Origin of the sequence: Actinomadura geliboluensis (assembly GCF_043197915.1) — a bacterium.
Lineage (GTDB): Bacteria > Actinomycetota > Actinomycetes > Streptosporangiales > Streptosporangiaceae > Spirillospora > Spirillospora geliboluensis.
This window is the reverse complement of record NZ_JBICUA010000011.1, coordinates 371,352-392,977: the sequence shown is the minus strand read 5'-3', so window position 1 is coordinate 392,977 and position 21,626 is coordinate 371,352. Positions and strand designations below refer to the sequence as shown.

The 21,626-nt window shown below is 74.4% G+C and carries 21 protein-coding genes, 2 pseudogenes and 1 riboswitch; of the genes and pseudogenes, 12 read left to right on the top strand and 11 right to left on the bottom strand.

Annotation, left to right across the window (positions count from 1 at the left end):
• Nucleotides 1-225: 225 nt before the first annotated feature.
• Genes ACGFI1_RS33250 through ACGFI1_RS33240 form a run of 3 tightly spaced genes read right to left on the bottom strand, consistent with a single transcriptional unit; the run spans nucleotide 226 to nucleotide 3,423 of the window.
• A complete protein-coding gene (locus ACGFI1_RS33250) occupies nucleotides 226-1,431 on the bottom strand; it encodes a hypothetical protein (protein WP_392791123.1) in 1,206 nt (401 codons plus the stop codon).
• Entirely contained in the window at nucleotides 1,421-2,701 is a 1,281-nt protein-coding gene (locus tag ACGFI1_RS33245) for a hypothetical protein (protein ID WP_392791120.1), read from the bottom strand. Before ACGFI1_RS33245 ends, ACGFI1_RS33250 begins: the two co-directional genes overlap by 11 nt.
• Complete coding sequence (locus tag ACGFI1_RS33240) at nucleotides 2,698-3,423, bottom strand: hypothetical protein (RefSeq protein ID WP_392791119.1); 726 nt, start codon at nucleotides 3,421-3,423, stop codon at nucleotides 2,698-2,700. The genes ACGFI1_RS33245 and ACGFI1_RS33240 overlap by 4 nt, the downstream gene beginning before the upstream one ends.
• A gap of 224 nt (nucleotides 3,424-3,647) precedes the next feature.
• Between ACGFI1_RS33240 and gap the strand changes: the two genes are divergently transcribed.
• The 5 genes from gap to ACGFI1_RS33215 all read left to right on the top strand — a co-directional run bounded on the left by gap (nucleotide 3,648) and on the right by ACGFI1_RS33215 (nucleotide 7,582).
• Complete coding sequence (gap, locus tag ACGFI1_RS33235; protein ID WP_386865247.1) at nucleotides 3,648-4,655, top strand: type I glyceraldehyde-3-phosphate dehydrogenase; 1,008 nt, start codon at nucleotides 3,648-3,650, stop codon at nucleotides 4,653-4,655.
• Nucleotides 4,656-4,743: 88 nt separating this feature from the next.
• Entirely contained in the window at nucleotides 4,744-5,931 is a 1,188-nt protein-coding gene (locus ACGFI1_RS33230; RefSeq protein WP_392791117.1) for a phosphoglycerate kinase, read from the top strand.
• A gap of 3 nt (nucleotides 5,932-5,934) precedes the next feature.
• Entirely contained in the window at nucleotides 5,935-6,747 is an 813-nt protein-coding gene (tpiA, locus tag ACGFI1_RS33225; protein WP_392791115.1) for a triose-phosphate isomerase, read from the top strand.
• Between the two features lie 138 nt (nucleotides 6,748-6,885).
• The gene (secG, locus tag ACGFI1_RS33220; protein WP_089325828.1) at nucleotides 6,886-7,128 is read left to right on the top strand and encodes a preprotein translocase subunit SecG; all 243 of its coding nucleotides are present in this window, start codon (nucleotides 6,886-6,888) and stop codon (nucleotides 7,126-7,128) included.
• Between the two features lie 82 nt (nucleotides 7,129-7,210).
• Nucleotides 7,211-7,582, top strand: coding sequence for an RNA polymerase-binding protein RbpA (locus ACGFI1_RS33215; RefSeq protein WP_386865252.1), 372 nt, complete (start codon nucleotides 7,211-7,213; stop codon nucleotides 7,580-7,582).
• Between the two features lie 80 nt (nucleotides 7,583-7,662).
• Here the strand turns inward: ACGFI1_RS33215 and ACGFI1_RS33210 are convergent, their stop codons facing one another.
• A complete protein-coding gene (locus ACGFI1_RS33210; RefSeq protein WP_392791112.1) occupies nucleotides 7,663-8,457 on the bottom strand; it encodes an alpha/beta fold hydrolase in 795 nt (264 codons plus the stop codon).
• Nucleotides 8,458-8,555: 98 nt separating this feature from the next.
• Between ACGFI1_RS33210 and ACGFI1_RS33205 the strand changes: the two genes are divergently transcribed.
• From ACGFI1_RS33205 to ACGFI1_RS33190, 4 genes and pseudogenes are all read left to right on the top strand, one after another.
• Nucleotides 8,556-9,284, top strand: a complete 729-nt coding sequence (locus tag ACGFI1_RS33205) for a TetR/AcrR family transcriptional regulator C-terminal domain-containing protein (protein ID WP_392791109.1) — start codon at nucleotides 8,556-8,558, stop codon at nucleotides 9,282-9,284.
• Nucleotides 9,285-9,361: 77 nt separating this feature from the next.
• Nucleotides 9,362-9,853: an Lrp/AsnC family transcriptional regulator gene (locus ACGFI1_RS33200; RefSeq protein WP_386865258.1), complete on the top strand. Its 492-nt coding sequence runs from the start codon at nucleotides 9,362-9,364 to the stop codon at nucleotides 9,851-9,853.
• Nucleotides 9,854-9,963: 110 nt separating this feature from the next.
• Nucleotides 9,964-10,764: pseudogene (locus ACGFI1_RS33195) on the top strand (DMT family transporter); the annotation flags it as partial.
• A gap of 92 nt (nucleotides 10,765-10,856) precedes the next feature.
• Nucleotides 10,857-10,943, top strand: a riboswitch (ZMP/ZTP riboswitch).
• A gap of 52 nt (nucleotides 10,944-10,995) precedes the next feature.
• Entirely contained in the window at nucleotides 10,996-12,267 is a 1,272-nt protein-coding gene (locus tag ACGFI1_RS33190) for a serine hydroxymethyltransferase (RefSeq protein WP_387069865.1), read from the top strand.
• Here the strand turns inward: ACGFI1_RS33190 and ACGFI1_RS33185 are convergent.
• On the bottom strand, nucleotides 12,264-13,055 hold the full coding sequence (locus ACGFI1_RS33185) for a class I SAM-dependent methyltransferase (protein ID WP_392791103.1): 792 nt from the start codon (nucleotides 13,053-13,055) through the stop codon (nucleotides 12,264-12,266). The two genes, ACGFI1_RS33190 and ACGFI1_RS33185, sit on opposite strands and share 4 nt — an antisense overlap.
• A gap of 145 nt (nucleotides 13,056-13,200) precedes the next feature.
• Between ACGFI1_RS33185 and ACGFI1_RS33180 the strand changes: the two genes are divergently transcribed.
• The 3 genes and pseudogenes from ACGFI1_RS33180 to ACGFI1_RS33170 all read left to right on the top strand — a co-directional run bounded on the left by ACGFI1_RS33180 (nucleotide 13,201) and on the right by ACGFI1_RS33170 (nucleotide 15,673).
• Nucleotides 13,201-13,893 carry a carboxymuconolactone decarboxylase family protein gene (locus ACGFI1_RS33180; protein WP_138639943.1) on the top strand — a complete coding sequence of 231 codons (693 nt, stop codon included), beginning with the start codon at nucleotides 13,201-13,203 and terminating at the stop codon, nucleotides 13,891-13,893.
• Nucleotides 13,890-14,330 (top strand): annotated as a pseudogene (locus tag ACGFI1_RS33175) (GNAT family N-acetyltransferase); the annotation flags it as partial. The gene ACGFI1_RS33180 and the pseudogene ACGFI1_RS33175, both read left to right, overlap by 4 nt.
• A gap of 116 nt (nucleotides 14,331-14,446) precedes the next feature.
• Complete coding sequence (locus ACGFI1_RS33170; protein ID WP_392791101.1) at nucleotides 14,447-15,673, top strand: NAD(P)/FAD-dependent oxidoreductase; 1,227 nt, start codon at nucleotides 14,447-14,449, stop codon at nucleotides 15,671-15,673.
• A gap of 10 nt (nucleotides 15,674-15,683) precedes the next feature.
• On the opposite strand, the gene ACGFI1_RS33165 is transcribed toward ACGFI1_RS33170, so the two are convergent.
• The 6 genes from ACGFI1_RS33165 to ACGFI1_RS33140 are packed head-to-tail and all read right to left on the bottom strand — an operon-like array spanning nucleotide 15,684 to nucleotide 21,492.
• On the bottom strand, nucleotides 15,684-16,448 hold the full coding sequence (locus tag ACGFI1_RS33165) for an isocitrate lyase/PEP mutase family protein (RefSeq protein WP_138640877.1): 765 nt from the start codon (nucleotides 16,446-16,448) through the stop codon (nucleotides 15,684-15,686).
• Nucleotides 16,449-16,487: 39 nt separating this feature from the next.
• The gene (locus ACGFI1_RS33160) at nucleotides 16,488-17,219 is read right to left on the bottom strand and encodes an aspartate/glutamate racemase family protein (protein WP_392791099.1); all 732 of its coding nucleotides are present in this window, start codon (nucleotides 17,217-17,219) and stop codon (nucleotides 16,488-16,490) included.
• A gap of 22 nt (nucleotides 17,220-17,241) precedes the next feature.
• Entirely contained in the window at nucleotides 17,242-18,645 is a 1,404-nt protein-coding gene (locus ACGFI1_RS33155; RefSeq protein ID WP_392791097.1) for an MmgE/PrpD family protein, read from the bottom strand.
• Entirely contained in the window at nucleotides 18,642-19,460 is an 819-nt protein-coding gene (locus ACGFI1_RS33150) for a cyclase family protein (protein WP_392791095.1), read from the bottom strand. Before ACGFI1_RS33150 ends, ACGFI1_RS33155 begins: the two co-directional genes overlap by 4 nt.
• Nucleotides 19,457-20,308, bottom strand: coding sequence for an HpcH/HpaI aldolase/citrate lyase family protein (locus ACGFI1_RS33145; protein WP_392791092.1), 852 nt, complete (start codon nucleotides 20,306-20,308; stop codon nucleotides 19,457-19,459). The genes ACGFI1_RS33150 and ACGFI1_RS33145 overlap by 4 nt, the downstream gene beginning before the upstream one ends.
• The gene (locus ACGFI1_RS33140; protein WP_387069878.1) at nucleotides 20,305-21,492 is read right to left on the bottom strand and encodes a CaiB/BaiF CoA transferase family protein; all 1,188 of its coding nucleotides are present in this window, start codon (nucleotides 21,490-21,492) and stop codon (nucleotides 20,305-20,307) included. The genes ACGFI1_RS33145 and ACGFI1_RS33140 overlap by 4 nt, the downstream gene beginning before the upstream one ends.
• Between the last annotated feature and the right edge of the window lie 134 nt (nucleotides 21,493-21,626).

Below are 21,626 nucleotides of genomic sequence, written 5' to 3'. Positions count from 1 at the left end.
GTGTCGCTGCGGTCGCCCGGCTCGGCGGGTCGGGCGACCTCCGGGCGCTAGGGCGCCCTCCGGCCGCTAGGGCGCCCTCCGGCCGCTAGGGCGCCCTCCGGCCGCTAGGGCGCCCTCCGGCCGCCCGACCCGTCCCGGGGCTGAGGTTATGGCCCAAGGCTCCTTGAACGGCGCAGGCGATGGCTCGCGCAGTGTGGGGCCGGGGGCGGTTCCTGGCTGTCCTGGTCAGCGGGGGGTGTGGTCGCCTCTGAGGATTCGGGGGACCAGGTCTTCTCTCAGGTGGCCGTAGCCGGTTTCGGCCCAGACGCTCTTGGACGGGTCGGCCTCGAAGTAGGGGACGTCGCGGCCGTCGCGGCGGTCCATGAGGATGTCGGGGGTCTCCTTCGCGCGGGCGGCGCGGGCGCAGTCGCGGCAGGCGTGGACGCGGAGGCGGCGGCGGGAGCCGATGGGGCGCCAGTCGATGCGGGAGCCCGCGTCGCCGTGCAGCGGGTTGAAGAAGCAGAGCGGGCTCGGGGGGATCTCCGGCTTCCCGGCGGCGACGGCCCGGGCGGACGCGAGCGCGTCGCGGCCCTGGTCGACCAGGACGAGCACGCCCGCCAGGTCGGGGACGCCGCGCGCCCGGTCCAGGGTCTTGCCGGCCGCCTGGTAGGCGTCCAGCGCCCGGGTCATCAGCTCGCCGGTCCGCTCCCCGGACACCCGCACGTCGGTGGTGTCGAGGAGCTCGCCGAACGCGATGACCTCATGGGACGCCTGCTCGCGGAGCTGGTCCTCGCCGGCGCGCTTCGCCGTGGAGAAGACCGTGCGGGGCAGGAGCAGCGCGCTGTCGTCGCGGCGGACCGAGGCCATGCGGCGGCGGCGCCACAGGAGCAGGCCCGCCACCCCGGCCGCCGCGATCCCGGTGCCGCCCAGCGCGAGGGGGAGCGCGGAGGAGTCGCCCTCGTCCGTGCGGAGGCCCTGTTCGGAGCGTCGCTGGTTGGCGCGCTTCTGGATCAGCGCGGACTGGCGGTCGTACTCCTTCTTCGCGTCGCCCGACAGCATGAGGTCGGCGATCCGGTTGAGGCGGTCCGCGACGGACGCGTCGTCGTAGGCGCGGTCGAAGGACACCGCCCAGGCGGCGTAGCGGGCCTGGTGGTCGCCGCCGAACTCCTTGGCGCGCAGGTCGTCGCCGATGTCGCTGAAGGTGATGTAGACGCCGTCCCGGCCGAGCTTCGCGTGCACGACCGTCGCGAGCTGGTCGTCGTCGCTCCAGGTGCCGCCCTTGACCAGCGGGACGAGGACGACGAACACCGGGACGGGCAGCTTGCGGAACTTGGCGATGAGCCGGTCGCGGTCGGCCTGCGGCAGCGCGGACGCCAGCGACGGGTCGACGTAGACGGGGGAGCGCCGCAGCGCCGCGGCGAGCCGCTCGCCCGGGGACGGTTCACTCGACACCGAGATACTCCTGGATGCGGGGGATCAGGTCTCCGTCGGCCCCGAAACCGGTGTCCTTCCAGACCCCGGGGACGGCGTAGTGCGGGCGTCGACCGCTGGGGCCGGGGGCCTTCAGCGTTCGTTCGGCCAGGGCCGCTGTGTTCTTGTTGGCGCACGTCGAGCAGACGGGGCGGCGCCTGGCGCGGGCGTCGCTCAGCTGCACCTTGCGGCGCTGCGAGGACGGGCCGTGCAGCGGGTTGATGAAGCACGGCGGCGGGGGTGTCGCGGTCTTGCCCGTCAGTGCCGCCCGGCCCTGGCGGGCCAGCACGATCGCTCCGGCGAGGTCGAGCGCGCGTTCGGGGTCCTCGGCGGCGTCGTCGTAGAGGATCTGCGCGACGTCGTAGGCCGACACCGCGTACTCGCGGCCGTGGTTGCCCTCCGCGGCGGCGGGGAGCAGCCCCCGCAGGCGCTCCAGTTCCTTGGCGCCCGTGCGGCGCAGCCATTTCACGGAGGGGTCGGCGGGCGCGTTGGCATGGGTCTCGACGGCACCGACGGCACCGACGGCCGCGGGGACGCGGGGTCTGCGGCGGTGGCGGCGGTAGGCGGCGGCGCCCGCGCCGGCGCCGTACAGCACGAGCGCGGCGAACGGGCCGGCGAGCAGCAGGCCGGTGAGGAAGGGGGGCTTGGTCTCGGGCTCGACCGTCCGCAGCGTGTGCTCCTGCCCGAACGGGTCCGGCGTGGTGTAGAGGCGCGGGGTCTCCGGGGTGCGGGACGGGGCGTCCTGGATGATCCGCAGCCGGGTGGCGAGGCGGTCGGCCAGGTCGGCGAAGCGGCGCTCGGAGTCGGCGGGGCGCTGCGCGCGGTCGTCGTCGATGGCGTACAGCCGGCGCGGCACGCCGAACGCCTTCTCCTCGAACCAGGCGGACGAGTTGACCAGGACGTAGAGGCCGTCGCGGCGGAGCCGGTCGTGGATCCCGTGCAGGAAGACGTCGTCCCTGCCCTGGCTCTCCGACTCGGACTTGTTCGGGATCACCACCACGTAGACGGGCGCGCCGAGCGCGTCCGCCGCCGACTTCATGGCCGCGCGGACGCGGGCGCGTCCGGCCTCGTCGAGCGCCGAGACCATGTCGGGGTCGATGAAGAGGGGGTCCTTGGCGAGGGCCGCGGCCACCCGGTCCAGCCGGTGCTGCGCGTACGCGGGGATGGGTTCGCTCGCGGCGGCGGGCGCGGTGTGGAGCGGGACGGTCAGCAGCGCGGCCGCGAGGGCCAGGATCCGGATGACGGTGTTCACCGGCGCTTCCCTTGCTTTCCGGCCTTCTTCGCGTTCACTGCCGGGCGCCTGCTGTGGCGCCGCCATCGCAGCCACAGCAGGAGGAGCAGGAGGGGGACGCCGCTGAGGGCCGTCCCGGTGGCGAAGGCGTTGCGCTCCGCGCGGGCCGCCTCGCGCTCGGACCGCTCGCGGGCGTCCAGGGCGATGCGGACCTTGGACTTCGGGCGCGGGCCCGCGTTGTCGTACCGCTCCTTGGCCTGCCCGGACAGGGCGATCTCCACGAACCGCTCGATCGCCGCGACCGCGCCCGCGTCGTTGGGCAGCTCGTACATCGCGGCGCGCATCGCGTCCTTCACCGGGAGCGTCGCTCCGCCGTACTGGACGGCCGAAAGCGACGTCTGGGCCGGGTCGGCGACGATGTAGACGCCCGGTTCGCCGAGGCTGTCGTGCAGGAGCGGGACCAGGTCGTCGGTCGAGTAGCGGTCGACGAGGTAGGCCGGGGTCACCGCGGTGTAGACGGGCACGCCGAGGCGGGCGACCGCCTTCTTGATCCGCTGGGCGGCGTCCGGCGGCAGCGCCCGCGGCGCGTGGTCGGTCACGTACACCGGGTCGCGGCGCAGCTCGGCGGCGAGGTGGTCGACGCGGCTCACCGGCTTGGCACGCTCCAGCGGGGCCGCCGCCGCGGGCGCCGGCGCGCACGCGAGCAGCAGGCCGATCACCAGAGCAGAGCACGCGCGCCACATGGTGGGCGAGTGTAGTGATGATCGACGAATGCCGTGAGCTGGGGTGCGGGCGGAGAAATCCCCCGGCCGGGGGACGCCGGCCTCACCCGTGAAAACCCACACCACCGGTGTCGGGCTACCCGCGAGTCATTGGATAGGGTCGAGGGCGGGGGAGAACCCCGGAATCACCGTAGTTGACAGTCCGGGTTCATGCCGGGCGATACGACGTGAGGGAGAGCCGTTCCGTGACCATCCGAGTAGGCATCAACGGGTTCGGCCGGATCGGCCGCAACTTCTACCGCGCTGTCAAGGCGAGCGGGGCCGACATCGAGATCGTGGCGGTCAACGACCTGACCGACAACGCCACGCTCGCCCAGTTGCTCAAGTACGACAGCATTCTCGGCCGTTTCCCCGAGGACGTGCGCGCCACCGCCGACGAGATCGTCGTGGGCGGCAAGGCGATCAAGGCGTTCGCCGAGCGCGACCCCGCCAACCTGAAGTGGAGCGATGTCGGCGCCGACATCGTCGTGGAGTCGACCGGTTTCTTCACCGACGCCACCAAGGCCAAGGTGCACGCCGACAACGGCGCGAAGAAGGTGATCATCTCCGCCCCGGCCAAGAACGAGGACGTCACGGTCGTGCTGGGCGTGAACGATGACGAGTACGACCCGGCGCAGCACACTGTGATCTCCAACGCGTCCTGCACCACCAACTGCCTGGCCCCGCTGGCCAAGGTGCTGCACGACAACTTCGTCATCGAGAAGGGCCTGATGACGACGGTGCACGCCTACACGCAGGACCAGAACCTGCAGGACGCGCCGCACAAGGACCTGCGCCGCGCCCGCGCCGCCGCGCTGAACGTCGTGCCGACCTCCACCGGCGCCGCCAAGGCCATCGGCCTCGTGCTGCCCGAGCTGAAGGGCAAGCTGGACGGCTACGCCCTGCGCGTCCCGGTGCCGACCGGCTCCGCCACCGACCTGACCGTCACCGTGTCCCGCGACGTCACGGTCGAGGAGGTCAACGAGGCGTTCAAGAAGGCCGCCACCGAGGGCGCGCTGAAGGGCTACCTCACCTACACCGAGGACCCGATCGTCTCCAGCGACATCGTCACCGACCCGGCGTCCTGCATCTTCGACTCCGGGCTGACCAAGGTCATCGGCGACCAGGTGAAGGTCGTCGGCTGGTACGACAACGAGTGGGGCTACTCCAACCGCCTCGTCGACCTCGTCAAGCTCGTCGGCTCGCAGCTGTAACCGAAGCCGTCGCCGCCGTGGCCGCGGCGCGCCCGGGAGGGGGCGCGCGGCCACGGCGCGGCCGTGTACGGAAGGACATCGCATCCCGATGCGCACCATTGACGATCTCGACGTCGCCGGGAGGAAGGTGCTCGTCCGCGCGGACCTCAACGTCCCGCTGAAGGACGGCGCCATCACCGACGACGGGCGGATCCGGGCCAGCCTGCCGACGATCGAGGCGCTGCGGGCCCGGGGCGCCAAGGTCATCGTCTGCGCCCACCTCGGCCGGCCCAAGGGCGAGGTCAAGCCCGAGTTCTCGCTCGCGCCCGTCGCGGCGCGGCTGGGCGAGCTGCTCGGCGCGGACGTGGCGTTCGCGTCCGACGTCGTCGGCGACTCCGCCCGCGACGCGGCCGGGGGCCTCGCGGACGGCGGCGTCGCGCTGCTGGAGAACCTGCGCTTCGAGCCGGGCGAGACCAGCAAGGACGACGCCGAGCGCGGCGCCTTCGCCGACCGGCTGGCCGCCCTCGCGGAGATCTACGTCGGCGACGGGTTCGGCGCGGTGCACCGCAGGCACGCGTCGGTGTACGACGTGCCGCGGCGGCTCCCGCACGCCGCCGGCGGGCTGATCGCCGCCGAGGTCGAGGTGCTCAGGAAGCTCACCGAGGACGTCGCCCGCCCCTACGCGGTCGCGCTCGGCGGCTCCAAGGTGTCCGACAAGCTCGGCGTGATCGACAACCTGCTCGGCAAGGCCGACCGCATCCTGATCGGCGGCGGCATGGTGTTCACCTTCCTCAAGGCCCAGGGCCACGAGGTCGGCAAGAGCCTCCTCGAAGAGGACCAGCTCGACACGGTGCGCGCGTACCTGCGGCGGGCCGAGGAGGCGGGCGTCGAGTTCGTGCTGCCCGTCGACATCGTCGCGGCCACCGCGTTCGCCGCCGACGCCGACCACGCCGTGGTCGCCGCCGACGCGATCCCCGCCGACCGGCTCGGCCTCGACATCGGCCCCGAGTCCGGCAAGCTGTTCGCCGCGCGCCTCGCCGACGCCCGGACGGTGTTCTGGAACGGCCCCATGGGCGTGTTCGAGATGGAGCCGTACTCGCACGGCACCCGCGCCGTCGCGCAGGGCCTCATCGACTCCGGCGCGTTCACCGTGGTCGGCGGCGGCGACTCGGCCGCGGCCGTCCGGCAACTCGGCTTCGACGAGGCCGCCTTCTCCCACATCTCGACCGGCGGCGGCGCCAGCCTCGAATACCTCGAGGGCAAGACGCTGCCCGGCCTGCAGGCCCTGGAGGACTGACCGATGGCCCCCGCGACCTCTTCTTCCGGCAAGCAGAGCGGCCGCAAGCCGCTCATGGCGGGCAACTGGAAGATGAACAACAACCACCTCGAGGCGATCGCGCTCGTCCAGAAGATGGCGTTCGCGCTCAAGGACACCGACTACGACGCCGTCGACATCGCCGTGATCCCGCCGTTCACGGCGATCCGGTCGGTGCAGACGCTCGTGGACGCCGACCGGCTCGCCATCCAGTACGGCGCCCAGGACGTCTCCCAGCACGCCTCCGGCGCCTACACCGGCGAGATCGCCGCGTCGATGCTCGCCAAGCTCGGCTGCGACTACGCCGTCGTCGGGCACTCCGAGCGCCGCCAGTTCCACGCCGAGGACGACGCGGTCGTCAACGCCAAGGCCAAGGCCGCGCTCGCCGCCGACATCACCCCGATCCTGTGCATCGGGGAGGGCCTGGAGGTCCGCAAGGCCGGCGAGCACGTCCGCCACTGCCTGACCCAGCTGGACGGCGGGCTGGAGAAGATCCCCGCCGACCAGGTGCGGCGCACCGTGATCGCCTACGAGCCGGTCTGGGCGATCGGCACCGGCGAGGTCGCCACCCCGCAGGACGCGCAGGAGGTCTGCGCCGCGATCAGAACGCGGCTCGCCGAGCTGTACGACGGCGGATTGGCCGACGAGGTGCGTATCCTGTACGGCGGTTCGGTCAAGAGCGGCAACGTGGCCAAGCTCATGGCGCAGGACGACGTGGACGGCGCCTTGGTCGGTGGTGCCAGCCTGGACCCGGGAGAATTCGTCAAGATCTGCCGGTACCGGGATCTCCCCGTCTGATCAAAACTGATCAATTCTGCGTGAACTGGGGGTTCTTGCCGAACCAGCGGGTAGTTCGTCGTACCCTTCGTAGCTGACGGGTAAACCGCCCGGCTCGACCCTCCGTCCCCGACCTACAGACAAAGGCGCTGAAGAATCGTGATCATCGCAACGTCCATCGTGCTCATCGTCACGAGCCTGCTGATGGTGGTCCTCGTCCTGATGCACAAGGGCAAGGGCGGCGGGCTGTCGGACATGTTCGGCGGCGGAGTGTCGTCGTCCCTGGGCGGGTCGTCCGTGGTCGAGCGCAACCTCGACCGGCTGACGGTCGGCGTCGGGGTGCTGTGGTTCGCCTCGATCGTCGTGCTGGGGCTGCTGTTCAAGCACAAGGGCGTCGGCTGAGCCACCCGTCTGACATTTGCGATCGCCGCCGCCGTCCCAGGAGGTCACGGACGGCGGCGGAACACCGAGCGAGGAGTATTCCGTGGGTAGTGGCAACGCGATTCGGGGCAGCCGCGTCGGGGCCGGTCCGATGGGAGAGGCGGAGCGCGGCGACGCCGCCCCCCGTGTCTGGGTGACCTTCTACTGCGCCAACCGGCACGAGACCCGCCCCAGCTTCGCGACGGACGTCGCGGTCCCCGAGACGTGGGACTGCCCGCGCTGCGGGTTCCCCGCCGGCCAGGACGCGGAGAACCCCCCGGCGCCGCCGAAGACCGAGCCCTACAAGACGCACCTGGCGTACGTGAAGGAGCGCCGGAGCGACGAGGACGGCGAGGCCATCCTGGAGGAGGCGCTCGCCAAGCTCCGCGAGAAGCGCGCCGCCGTGAGGCAGGCCATGGAGGCCGCGGCCCGCTAGCCGCACCGGCGTCGTCCGCACTGGCGTCATCCGGCCCGGCTCCCCCGAAGGGGCCGGGCCGTTCGCGTCCCCGCGCCGCCCTAGGACGTCCACAGGGCGCGGAGCGCCGCGTTCACCGCGTCAGGCCGCTCCACATGCGGGTAGTGCGCCGCGCCCGGGACCCGCACGAGCCGCGCCCCGATCCGCTCGGCCGTGACGCGGGCGCACGCCATCAGCGGTGCGCCGCCCCGCTCACGGTAGAGGGCGGGCGCGCTCTCCCAGGTCCCCGACAGCACGAGCTTCGGCCACGGCGCCGCCGCGAGTTCGGCGACCGGGATCGGAGCCTCCCAGCACAGCCGTTCGCGGAGCGCCGCGCCGGCCGCCCGCAGCCGTTCCGGGGTCGGCTCCAGCGGCGGCATCCCGGCCGAGTCGGCGGCGGCCCTCAGGTAGTCGCCGGCGGTCACGTCCGCGGGGACGTTCGCGATGGCCTCCCGGTTGGCGCGCAGCGCGGCGGCCACGACCGGGTCGTCCGCCGCCGCCTGGTACGAGCCGGGCTCGATCAGCGCCAGCGACAGCACCGCCTCCGGGCGGCGTGCGGCGGCCAGCATGACGCCGACGGCGCCGTAGGAGTGCCCGACGAGATGGGCGCCGTCGCCCATCAGCTCGGCGATGTCGGCGGCGTCGGCCCGGTAGTCGCTCGCGTACTCCGCCGAGCCCGTGCCGGCGCTGCGGCCGTGGCCGCGGCGGTCCACCGCGAGGACGCGGAAGCCGTGCCCGGCCAGGGGCCGCTGCGCCGCGAAACCGAGGAGGGGGTCGTCGCCCCAGGCCGTGGAGCCGTGGACGAGCAGCGCGCGCGGCCCCGTCCCGCCCGTCTCGTCCCACACTGTCGCGTGCACGTCCGCCACCATCAGCGCTCCATTGAACGGTGTTCAGAGTTACTGAACACCGTATAAGGGAAGCTGAACGACGTGCAGCCCGGGGCTAGGGTGGGGGCATGCCCGCCGACTCGCCCTCCGTCTGGCTGCGCCCCGAGCGTCCGTCGCGCGACCGGCGGCTCAGCCGCGCGCGGATCGTCGCCCAGGCGGTCGGCATCCTCGACGCGGACGGCGTGCGCGGGCTCTCCATGCGGCGGGTGGCGTCCGAGCTGGGCGTGACGGCGGGCTCCCTGTACTGGTACGTCGACACCAAGGACGAGCTGCTGGAGCTGGCCCTGGACGAGGTCCTCGGGGAGACGCTCGCGGAGGTCCGCGCGGGCGGCGGCGCCGAGCCGTCCGGGGACTGGCGCAGCGCGCTGGGCGCCCTGGCCCGGCGGCAGCGCGCGATGCTGCTGCGCCATCCCTGGGTGCTGTCCGGACTGTCCGGCCGGCCCTCCCTCGGCCCGAACGCGCTGGCGCTCAGCGAGGCCGGGCTCTCGATCCTGGCCGGTGCCGGGTTCGCCGGGCCCGACCTGGACGCCGCGCTGTCCGCCGTCACCGACCACGTCATCGGCGCCGTGGTGGCGGAGACGTCCTGGCGGGCCGCGCTGGAGCCGGCCGGCGGCGCCGCGCGGTGGCGCGAGCGGGCCGCGGAGTACCTGAGCCGGGTCGCGGACGAGCATCCGCTGCTGGGCGCCCGGATGTCCGCCGCCGGGGAGGTCGACGCCGGACGCGAGTCCGAGCGCCGGTTCGGCTTCGCGCTCGACTGCCTGCTGGACGGTCTGGAGGCGCGGCTCTCCGTCGAATAATCTTCGGAGGACAGGGCCTGCGGGCGTGGTTCACGCGCGGGAGTTCGGCATCGGCGGAGGAATCGGGAGGGGCACCGGTGGACGCGGTCGATCAGGCGATCCTGCGGCGGTTGCAGCGGGACGGGCGGCAGACCAACCGGGAACTGGCCGAGGCGGTGGGGATCGCGCCGTCCACGGCGCTGGAGCGAACGCGGGCGCTGCGGGCGCGGGGCGTCCTCACCGGGTTCCACGCCGCCGTCGACTTCGAGCGGCTCGGCCGCGGAGTGCAGGCGCTGATCTCGATCCGGATCCGGCCGCAGTCGCGGGAGGCGATCGAGTCGGCGCGCGACGGCATGGCCGCGATGCCCGAGGCCGTCGGGGTCTTCGTCGTGACCGGCAACGAGGACCTGCTGGTCCATGTGGCGGTGCCGAGCACCGCCTACCTGCGCGACTTCGTGCTGGACCGGCTGGCGCGCCGCAAGGAGTTCGTGGACGTCCGCACCACGGTGGTCTACGACTACGTCCAGCCGGTGGAGCAGTCCGAACTTCCGGCGGCGGGCACACGCGAGAGCCGAACGTCCTACACCTGAGCGATGCGTTCCTCACCGCGAGGCGAATTATCAACGGGTGAGGGCAGCTAGTCCGAACATGTGAATGCTGTGCAGCCTTCGCCCTCGTATGTCCTTCTAGTTTCGGTCTCATGGACCGACGAAACGATGTGTCCGGGCCGCTGCTGGTACTGGCCGCCGGGGTGCTCTGGGGGACGGTCGGGCCCGCGCAGGTACTGGCCGCGCCGGACGCGGCCCCGGTCGCCGTCGGTGGGGCGCGGATCATGTCCGGTGGGCTGGTCCTGGCCCTGCTGGTGCTCGCGCTGGACCGGCGCGCGTTCCGGACGCTGACCCGGCGGACGTGGGCGCCGCTCGCGGCGGCCTCCGCCGCCACCGGGACGTTCCAGGCGGCGTTCTTCAGCGCTGTCGACCGCACCGGCGCCGCCGTCGCGACCGCCGTGGTGTTCGGGCTGGCGCCGGTCTCCACCGGATTGTGCGAGAGGCTCGTGCTGCGGACGCGGCTGAGCCGCCGGTGGTGGGCGGGGACGGGGTGCGCGGTCGGCGGCGTCGCGCTGCTGATGGTCCCCGGGCCTGCCGTCCACGTCGACCCGGTCGGGGTGCTGCTGAGCCTCGCCGCCGGGACGTGCTTCGGCGTCTACACGGTGTCGGCCAAGGTCCTCACCGGACGGGACGCGGGGATGGCCGCCGCCGTGTCGGTGACCCTGCTCGCCGGGGGAGCGGCGCTGCTGCCCTGGACCCTGGCGGAGCTGCCGGCCCTCGCCGCGCCCCGCTCGGCGGTGCTGGTCGGCTGGCTCGGGATCGCCGCGACGGCGGCCGCGTACATGTTCTTCGTCACCGGCCTCGGCCGGGTGGCCGCCGCGACCGCCGGGACGCTGAGCCTCGCCGAGCCGCTCGTGGCCGCCGTCCTCGCCGTCGCCGTGCTGGGGGAGCGCCTGTCGGCGCCGGTCGCCGCCGGGTCGCTGCTCCTGCTCGGCGGGCTGTTCGTCGTCTCCGTCCCGGCCCGGCCGCGGGCGGCCCGATATGATGGCGTGCACGTGACTGGCGCAGTGAAGGTGGAGACGACCACCGGGGAGCGAAACTAGTCCGCACACCGCGCGCCTGGGTGTACGGGTCCCGTTCGCCGGGCGCCCGAGGTCCCGGCGCGAGCAGCGCGGAGGCTCACGATGCACGTACCGTCCGTATCCCACCTGTCCGCCGAGGACCCGGAGATCGCCGGGCTGGTGGAGGCCGAGGCCCGCCGCCAGTACGAGAAGCTCCGGCTGATCGCGTCCGAGAACTACGTGTCGCCGGCGGTGCTGGAGGCCACCGGGTCCGTCCTGACGAACAAGTACTCCGAGGGCTACGCCGGCAAGCGGTACTACGAGGGCCAGCAGAACGTCGACCCGATCGAGCTGCTGGCGATCCGGCGGGCGAAGGAACTGTTCGGCGCCGAGCACGCCAACGTCCAGCCGTACTCGGGCTCGCCCGCCAACCTCGCCGTCTACATGGCGTTCCTGGAGCCCGGCGACCCGGTGATGGGGTTGTCCCTGCCGATGGGCGGGCACCTCACGCACGGCTGGTCGGTGTCGGCCACCGGCAAGTGGTTCCGCCCCGTCCGGTACGAGGTGCGCGCCGACACCGGGCGGGTCGACATGGACCAGGTCCGCGACCTCGCGCTCAAGGAGCGGCCGAAGCTGATCTGGTGCGGCGGCACCGCGATCCCGCGGACGATCGACTTCCCGGCGTTCGCGGAGATCGCCCGCGAGGCCGGCGCGGTGCTCGCCGCGGACGTGGCGCACATCGCCGGGCTGATCGCGGGCGGCGCCCACCCGTCCCCGATCGGGCACGCGGACGTCGTCACCACGACCACGCACAAGACGCTGCGCGGCCCGCGCGGCGCCATGATCCTGTCGACCGCCGAGCACGCGAAGGCGGTCGACAAGGCGGTGTTCCCGGGGCTGCAGGGCGGCCCGCACGACCACACGACCGCGGCGATCGCCGTCGCGCTGAAGGAGGCGGCGCAGCCGGACTTTGCCCCGTACGCGCGGCAGATCGTCGCGAACGCGCAGGTGCTGGCGGCGGCGCTGGCCGACCGCGGCTACGACCTGGTCTCCGGCGGCACCGACAACCATCTGATCCTGATCGACCTCACGAACAAGGGCGTCGCGGGCAAGCCCGCCGCGCAGGCCCTCGACCGCGCCGGGATCGAGCTGAACTACAACGCCGTGCCGTTCGACCCGCGCAAGCCGTTCGACCCGTCCGGGCTGCGGATCGGCACGGCCGCGATCACCACGCGCGGGCTCGGCGCCGAGCAGATGCCGCTGGTCGCCGCGTGGATCGACGAGGTCGTGCAGGGCGTCGCCAAGCAGGACGAGACCGTCGCCGAGCGGGTCGCCGGGCAGGTCCGGGAGCTGCTCGCGTCCTACCCGATGCCGGGCTGGGCCCCCGCGCCCTAGGCGCCGGGCGCGCGGCGCAGGATCGTGATCATGCGCCACGCCTCGGGGTCGGTGAGGGCCACCGCGTCCTCGCCGGCCCCGAAGTCGCCGTACCGCGCGACGGTGTCGAGCCCGCCCGCGAGGCGGATCGCGGCGTCCAGCTCGGTCGCCGTCCAGAACCGGTACGGGACGACGTCGCGGATCACCCGCGTGCCGTCCGCGTCCGTGATCGTCATCGTGACGTGGTCGTCGGCGATCTGGGTGACCGGGTCGAGCCGGTCGCCGGGCTCGCCCCAGCGGACGCTCGCGCGCACGCCGCCGCGCTCGACCGTCCAGCCGGTGCTGACGCTCGGCTCGTCGCCCAGCCGGTCGCGGGGGTGCGACATCTCCACGATGTACAGGCCGCCGGGGGGCAGGTGCGCGGCGGCGCGGCGCAGGTGCGCGACGAACGCGTCCAGCGTCATCAGGTGGGACGTGGAGTCCAGCATGGTGACCACGAGGTCGAAGCCGCGGCCGAGGTCGAAGCGGGTCATGTCGTCCTGGACGACCTCCAGCTCCACCCCGGCCCGCTCGGCCTCGCGGGCGGCGTAGGCGCACATCGCCGGGTTCAGGTCGAGCGCCGTCGCGGCCAGCCCGCGGCGTGCGAACTCGCGGGCGTGCTCGGCGGGCCCGGCGGCCAGCTCCAGCACGGTCGCGGGGCGCGCGCCGAGCCCGGCGCACCAGCCGAGCAGGACGTCCGCCTCGGCCGCCACGTCGCGGAACGAGCACGCCAGCTCGTAGGCCCAGGGGTCGTCGTAGATGCCGCTCACCCGGCCATCCTCCCAGCGCCGGGGCGTGCCTGCGCCCGGGGCGTGCGGGCGCGTGTCACGCGACCGCCACGTCACGGTGTGCCCGGGGTTCCACATTGCGGACCAGGGGTTGAGCCGCCCGCCCCGACCGCCTAGCGTGCGGTAAGTGATCGACCCCGTGAGCGGTGAGGACGTCAACGATCGACCGCGGCGCGGCCCGTCCGCGACCAGGCTGCCGCTGCTGCTCCCCGGTTCCCTCAGCGACGAGCAGCGGGCCGTGTACGAGGCGGTGACGGGCGGTCCCCGCGCCGCCGGCCGCACCCCGCCGTTCGGCCTGGCCGACGACATCGGGCGGCTGCACGGCCCCTTCAACGCGATGCTCTACAGCCCGTCCGTGGGGCTGCCCCTCCAGGACCTCGGCGCCGCGCTGCGGTTCCGGACGGCGTTCACCAAGCGCGAGCGGGAGATCGCCACGCTGGTCGTCGCCGCGCACGCCCGGTCCGACTACGAGTGGTACGCGCACGAGCGGATCGGTCGCCGGCACGGGCTCACCGACGCGGAGCTGGACGCGCTGCGCGAGGGCCGCGCGCCGATGCTCGGCGACGTCCGCGAGCGCGTCGTGCACGAGGCGGCCCGGCAGCTCGCCGCCGAGGGCGACCTCGCCGACGCCGTCTACACCGAGGCGGTCGCGACGCTCGGCCGCGCCGCCGTCGTCGAACTGGTCGCCCTCGTCGGCTACTACCAGGCGCTCGCCCTGCAGCTCCGCGCGTTCCGGGTGGGCGTCCCGGACGGCGAGGAGCCGCCCGCGTGGCCGGCCGGCGACCCGGCGGGGCCGGGCCCGGGCGGTGCCGGGGCATGAGCGAGGTGCTGCGCACGGTGCGGCTGGCGCTGCATCCGGTGTCGATGCGCGACCACCGCGCGCTGCTGACGCACTGGACGGGGCCGCGCGTCCGGCGCCACCTCTTCGACGACCGGACGGTCACCCCCGTCCAGGTCAGCGAGATCATCGAGGCGAGCGAGCGGGACTTCGCGACCGAGGGGTACGGGCTGTGGGCGCTGCGCCCGGCCGCCGCGTCCGGGCCGGACGCCCTGCCGGAGACGCTGCCCGCCGCCGCTCCCGGCGATCCGCTGATCGGCGTGGCGGGGCTCAGCCACCATGAGGGGCCGCTCGGCCACGGCGTGGACGTCGAGATCCTCTACAGCCTGGAACCGGACCACTGGGGCCGGGGCCTGGCGGCCGAGGCGTCCCGCGCGGTGCTCGACTACGCGTTCGGGGTGGTCGGCGTGCACCGGGTCACCGCCGAGATCGACCCGGCCAACCCGGCGTCCGCGGAGATCGCGTTCCAGCTCGGGATGCCGGCCTCTGGACCGCCTACTACCTCAAGCGCGCTCGTCCGGGGCTGCGGATCGTCGTGCTGGAGCGCGAGTTCGCCGGGTTCGGCGCGTCCGGCCGCAACGGCGGCTGGGTGCTGGGCGAGATCGCCGGGTCCCGGGAGCGCTACGCCGCCCGGCACGGCCGCCCCGCCGCGATCGCGCTCCAGCGCGCCATGTTCGAGGCGGTGGACGAGGTCGTCGGGGTCGCCGCGGCGGAGGGCGTCGACGCCGGGCTGGTGAAGGGCGGGGTGCTGCACGTCGCCCGCGGCGCCGCCCAGCGCGCCCGGCTCGCCGCCATGGTCGACGAGGCCCGCGCCTGGGGCTGGACGGACGGCGACCTCGTCCCGCTGCCCGCCGCCGAGCGCGACGACCGGCTCCGCGTCGCGGGCGCGACCGGGGCGGCGTGGAGCCCGCACGGCGCCCGCGTCCAGCCCGCCGCCCTCGCGCGCGGCCTCGCGGCGGCGGTCCGCCGCCTCGGCGTGGAGGTCTACGAGGGGACGCCGGTCGTCCGGATCGCGCCGCGGCGCGGCGGCGCCGCCTCGGCCGTCACCCCGTACGGCACGGTCGCCGCCGAGTACGTGCTGCGCGCAACCGAGGGCTTCACCGCGGGGCTGCCCGGCCACCGCCGCGACTGGCTCCCGATGAACAGCTCCATGATCGTCACGACGCCGCTGCCGGCCGCGGTGTGGGAGGCGATCGGCTGGGAGCGCCGGGAACTGCTCGGCGACATGGCGCACTACTGCATGTACGCGCAGCGCACCGCCGACGACCGGATCGCCTTCGGCGGCCGGGGCCGCCCCTACCGCTACGGGTCCCGCGTGGACGACGGCGGGCGCACCGCTCCCGCCACGGTCGACGCCCTCTGGCGGATGCTGACCGCGATGTTCCCCGCCGTCGCCGGCGAGGCGCGGGTCGACCACGCGTGGTCGGGCGTCCTCGGCGTCCCCCGCGACTGGTGCGCGACGGCCGTCCTCGACCACACGACGGGCCTCGGCCATGCGGGCGGCTACACCGGGCACGGTGTCGCCACGGCCAACCTGGCCGGCCGCACCCTCCGCGACCTGCTGCTGCGCGAAGACACGGCGCTGACCGCGCTGCCATGGGTGGACCGGCGCGTCCGCCGCTGGGAGCCCGAGCCCCTGCGCTGGCTGGGCGTCCACGCGATGTACGCCCTCTACCGGGCGGCGGACGCCCGCGAGTCGGCGTCGGGCGCGGCGGGCACGTCCGCGCTCGCGCGCCTCGCCGACCGGATCACCGGCCACTGACCCCGGGTCATCACCCGCCGACCAGGCGCTGGACGTCCCCGTACGAGGGCGGGTGGCCCGCCGCGTCCGCCCCGGTGACGCCGAGGGCCGCGGTCACCGCGGCCTGGAGCGCCTTCCGGAACGGCAGCGACCCGGTGCTGACGCGGTGCACGCCCAGCCGCGCGAGCCGCTCGTACTCGGTCTTGCCCGGCAGGTACAGGACGTTGAGGGGCAGCTCCACCGTCTCCAGCACGGCGGAGATGTCGGCGTCGTCCACGATCCCCGGGACGAAGATCCCGTCCGCGCCCGCCTCCGCGTACGCGCGCGCCCGCCGCAGGGTCTCGTCGCGGTCGGGGTCGCCGAGCCAGAACGTGTCGGTGCGGGCGTTGAGGAACACCTGCGGCGCGGCCCGCTTCACGGCGGAGATCACCGTCGTCTGGTGGTCGAGCGGCACGAGCGTCCCGTCGGGGCGGCCGTCCTCCAGGTTGATCCCGGCGATCCCGAACGAGGCCAGCTCGGTGACCAGCTCGGCCACGTCCGCGGCGCGGCCCGAGAACCCGCCCTCGATGTCGACGGTGACCGGCACCGGCAGCCGGGACAGGACGCGGGCGAGCGCCAGCGTCTCGGCGCGCGTGTCCCCGGCGGCGTCGGGCTTCCCGGCCGCCGCGGCGACGCCGAGGCTCGTCGTCCCGACCGCGGGGAAGCCCGCCTCGACCAGCGCGGCGCCGCTCGCGAAGTCCCAGGCGTTCGGCAGCACCAGCGGGCGGTCGCCGTGGTGCAGTTCCCTGAAGTCCATGTGGCCCCCTCTCCACGCTCAGCCTAGGTCCGCCACGTTTCAGCGCTCGTCGAAGCGTCCGCCGCGCCAGGTGGGCAGGGGGCGGCGGCCGACGGCCGTCTCGAAGGCGGCGCGGGCGAGCAGGCGGGTGGAGTCGAGCGTGGGCAGCGGCGAGACGTCCGGGGTGACCAGCAGCGGGATCTCGGTGCACACCAGCGCGACCGCGTCGCAGCCGCGCTCGGCCAGCCGGCCGATGATCCGCACGTACGCGTCGCGCGACTCCTCGGTGATCACTCCGTTGACCAGCTCGTCGAAGATGATCCGGTGGACGGTCTCCCGGTCGGCGGGCTCGGGGACCTCGGCGGCGATGCCGCGCGCGGCCAGCTCGCGCGGGTAGACGGGGCCGTCCATCGTGTAGCGGGTGCCGAGCACGCCGACGCGGGCGCGGCCGTCGGCGGCGGCCCGGTCCGCGACGACCCCGGCGATGTGCAGGCCGGGCAGCGCCAGCTCGTCGCCGGGGCGCTCCAGCGCCATGTGCGCGGTGTTGTCGGGGCAGACGAAGAAGTCGGCGCCCGCCGCCGCGAGGCGGCGGGCGCTCTCGGCCAGCACCTTCCTGACCGCGTCGTGGTCGCCGGCGTCCCAGCCGGGCATGCTGCGGGCCAGCGCGATCAGGTCGAGCGTCACGTCGGGGTGGTCGTCGGGGCCGAGCTCGCGGAACCCCTCGTGGCAGAAGGTGCGGAAGCACAGCGCCGCACCCTCCGCGCTGTGGGCCAGGATGCCGAGATGTCTCATGGCCCCGACCCTATGGCGCGGGCTACCCCAGCAGTGACGTGAGGCCGCTCAGGTCCTCGACCCCGGCGAGGCCGTAGGTGAGGGACGTGATCTGCTCGGCCCGCTCTCCGGTGACGCGCCGGGAGGCGTTCAGCCGGAACTTCGTCGCCAGCTCCTCCGCCGACAGCGGGTTGCCGGGGCCGCCCCGGTTGACGTCCACCCGCTCCTCCAGCAGGTCCCCGGCGCGGGTGCGGACCCGCAGCACGGCCGGGAACTGGTGCGGGAAGATCTCGTCGCAGCGGGCGTCGGGGACGCAGCGGACCTTCGCCGCCAGCGCGAGCCGGTCCGGGTCGGCGGCGGCCGCGTCGGTGAAGTCCTCGTGGAAGACGCCGAGCCCGCCGCCGCCGAGCAGCGCCGCCGCGACGGTGTAGGGGCCGGAGAACGCGGCGTGGTACCCCGACTTCGGGCGGATCTTGTCCTCGTGCGGCTCGCCGATCGTGCGGAGCACCGGCGTCGGCGCGCCCAGCTCGATCGACTCGACGGCGGCCGGGTCCAGGCCCCGCTCGCGCAGCCGCAGCGCGGCGTCGATGCCCGCGTGGGTGAAGTGGTTGCAGGGGTAGGGCTTGAAGAAGATCCCGGGCAGCTCCCAGTGCTCGCCCAGGCCGGAGGTCAGGGCGTCCAGGTCGACCTGGTCGCCGCAGAACGCCTGGAGGAACCCGAACCGCCCTTCGAGGACGGTCGGCGGGCCGGTGATTCCGGTGCGGGCCAGTCCGGCGGCGGTGACGGCGGCGTGCGCGGCCCAGCCGCAGTGGATCCGCTTGACGGTGCCGCCGGTGCGGTTGGCCTCCAGGATCCCCGAGCCCATGCTCGCGGCGATGCCCATCGCGTGCGCGATGCCCGCGGCGTCCAGCCCGGACAGCGTCGCCGCGGACGCGGCGGCGCCGACCGCCCCGCAGATCGCGGTGGCGTGCTGCCCGCGCTCGAAGAACACCGAGTTGCCGAGGTCGCGGTCGTACCCGGCCATGCCGAGCCGCACCGTGATCTCCACGCCGACGCCGACCGCGTCCAGCAGCGCGGCGCCGGACGCGCCCCGGGCCTCGGCCACCGCGAGCGCGGCGGGCACCACCGACGCCGACGGGTGCAGGACGGACGGCAGGTGCGTGTCGTCGAAGTCCAGGGAGTGGGCGAGCGTGCCGTTCAGCAGCGCGGCGCTCGGCTCGGGCAGCCGCGTCCCGGTGCCGATCGCGGTGGCGCGGCCCGCGCCGCCCCATTCGCCGACGAGTTCCCCGACGGCCCGCGCGGGCTGCTCCGCGGTGGCGGCGAGGCTGTTGCCGAGGACGTCCAGGACGCGGCGGGCGGCGTCGTCGCGCAGCTCCGGCGGCAGGCCGCCCGCGGCGGTGGCGGCGGCGAGCCCGGCGAGCCGCTGGACGGGGGTCTCGGCGGTCATGCCGACACCGCCGCGAGCGGGCGGACGGGGGAGCCGGTGCCGCCCTTGATCCGCAGCGGGGCGAGCACGAACACGAACTCGTGCAGCCCGGCCTCGGCGAGCGCCTCCAGGTTCAGGTGCTCCAGGATGAAGATCCCCGACTCGACCAGCAGGATCCGGTGGACCGGCAGCACCGCGTGCCCCGCGCCCTCCGGGATCTGCTCGTAGGCGGTCGTGTCGGCGCCGGTCGCGGCGATCCGCCGCTCCGCCAGCCACTGCGCGGCGGCCGGGGTCGCGCCGGGGACGCCGGTCTCCTTGCCGAGGTAGGCGGTCGTGTCGCCGAAGTTGCGGGCCCAGCCGGTGCGGATCAGCGCCACGTCGCCCTCGCCGGGCTCGGCGCCGGCGCGCTTGGCGGCCAGCTCCAGGTCCTCGACGGTGATGCCGTAGCCGGGCGGCAGCGTCGGCACGTCGTGCACGGCGGCGACGTCCAGCAGGACGCCGCGGCGCAGCAGGCCGGGCAGGTTCTCCGCCCCGTGGCTGGTGAAGGCGCCGCCGCGCTGGGCGTCGGCGGCGGAGATCCCGCCGTGCAGCTCGCCGTCGTGGCTGACGTGGGAGAGCGCGTCGATGTGCGTGCCGACGTGGCCGCCGGTCACGATGATCTCGTTGGCGGCGGAGCCGCCGTCCGGGCGCTCCATGTCGCCGTGCCGCCGGATCAGCGTCATCCGGAACCCGGGGTGGTTGGGGGAGCAGGGCATGCCGGTGAAGAACGGCTGGCCAAGCTCGATCAGCCGGACGCCCCCGGCGACGGCCGCGAGCAGCGGGTCCTGCGTGGTCATTTCTGGCCTTCCTTGACGGGCCGGGCGGCGGACTCGGTGGACGCGGCGGCGTCGAGCAGCCAGGCGGCGCGCTCGACGACGGCCTTGTCCACGAACCGGCCGGCGGAGTCGATCCATGCGGCGCCGCCGCCTGTCGCGGCGCGTTCGGTGAGCTGGCTCATGAGGTCGCGCGCCCACGCGACGTCGTCCGGGTCGGGGACGCACGCCTCGTGGACGACGGGGAGCTGCGCGGGGTGGATCACCGACCGGCCGAAGAACCCGGCCCGGCGGCCCGCGAGGGTGTCGGCGCGCAGCCCGTCCAGGTCGCGGACGGCGGTCCACACGCTCTGCGCCGGGGACGGCAGCCCGGCCGCGCGGGCGGCGACCACGACCCGCGAGCGCGGCCAGGCGAGGGCCTCGCCGCCCGCGCGCAGGTCGGCGGCGAGGTCGGCCTCGCCGAGCGAGATCCCGGCGACCAGCGGGTGCGCGGTCGCGAGCAGCAGGGCGTTCTCCACGCCGAGCGCCGACTCCAGGATCGGGAACACCGGCACGCCGAGCGCGTCGGCGACGCGGCGCAGCTCGCCGGGGTCCTCGCACTTGGGCACGCGGACCCCGGCGAGCGCGGCGGGCGCGGTCGCGAGCAGGGCGATGTCGTCGGCGCCGTCGGGCGTGCCGGGCGCGTTGATCCGCACGTAGGCGGTGTTCCCGGCGGCGAGGGCGTCGAGCACGTTGCGGCGCGCGTCCTGCTTGGCGGCCGGCGCGACCGCGTCCTCCAGGTCGAGGATCACCGCGTCGGCGCCGGCCGCGAGGGCCTTGCCGATCCGGTCCGGCCGGTCGCCGGGCACGTACAGCCAGGACCGCGGCGTCACTTGACCACGCCCTTGCCGCGCAGCTCGGCCAGCGCGGCCTCGTCCACCCCGTAGCGGGCGAGGATCTCGGCGGTGTGCGCGCCGAGCGGCGGCCCGGCCGACTCGATCCGGCCCGGCGTCCGCGACAGCCGGAACAGGACGTTCTGCATCTTCACCGGGCCGAGCTCGTCGTCGGGGACGGTCGCGATGGTGCCGAGCGCCTGGAACTGCGGGTCGGCCATGACGTCGGCGGCGTTGTAGATGGGGGCGACGGCGGCCTGGGCGTCCTCGAACGCCTTGACGACCTCGTCGCGGTCGCGCTCGGCGATCCACGACCCGACGGCCTCGTCCAGCACATCGGCGTGCTCGGCGCGCTCGGCGCCGGTCGCGAACCAGGGCTCGTCGATCAGCTCGGGCCGGCCGACCAGCCGCATCACCCGCTCGGCGATCGACTGGGCGCTGGTGGAGATCGCGACCCAGCTGCCGTCGCGGGTGCGGTAGGTGTTGCGCGGCGCGTTGTTGTGCGACCGGTTGCCGGTGCGGGCCTGCAGCTCGCCGAGCTGGTCGTAGGTGATGATCTGCGGGCCGAGCAGGGTCAGGATCGGCTCGATGATGGCGAGGTCGACGACCTGGCCCTCGCCGGTCGCCTCCCGCGCCCGCAGCGCCGTCATGACCGCGAACGCGGTGGTGAGCGCGGCGATCCCGTCGGCGAGGCCGAACGGCGGCAGGGTCGGCGGGCCGTCCGGCTCACCGGTGATCGCGGCGAACCCGCTCATCGCCTCGGCGAGCGTGCCGAACCCGGGGCGCCTGGAGTAGGGGCCCGTCTGCCCGAACCCGGTGACGCGGGCCAGCACGAGACCTGGATTGATGCGCTTCAGCTCGTCGTACCCTAGACCCCAGCGCTCCAGTGTCCCCGGCCGGAAGTTCTCGATCACCACGTCGGCGTCGGCGACCAGCCGGCGGAACAGCTCCTGGCCCTCGGGCGCGCCGAGGTAGAGCGTCATCGCCTTCTTGTTGCGGCCGAGCATCTTCCACCAGAGCCCGACGCCGTCGCGCTGCGCGCCGTGGCTGCGCACCGGGTCGCCCTTCGGGTGCTCGATCTTGATGACCTCGGCCCCGAAGTCGCCGAGCAGTGTCGCGGCGAGCGGGCCGGCGAACAGCGTGGCCGTGTCGAGGACCCGGACTCCGGACAGCGCGTCGGTCATGAACGGTACCGCCTTCACGGACGATCGTTCCGCTTAGAGAAACGAAGATGGATGGCTCGGCCGGTTCGCGCGGGCGCCCCGGACTTCACAAGTTGGCACTGCACGGTGAGTTACGTCAAGTTTCACCCAGATAT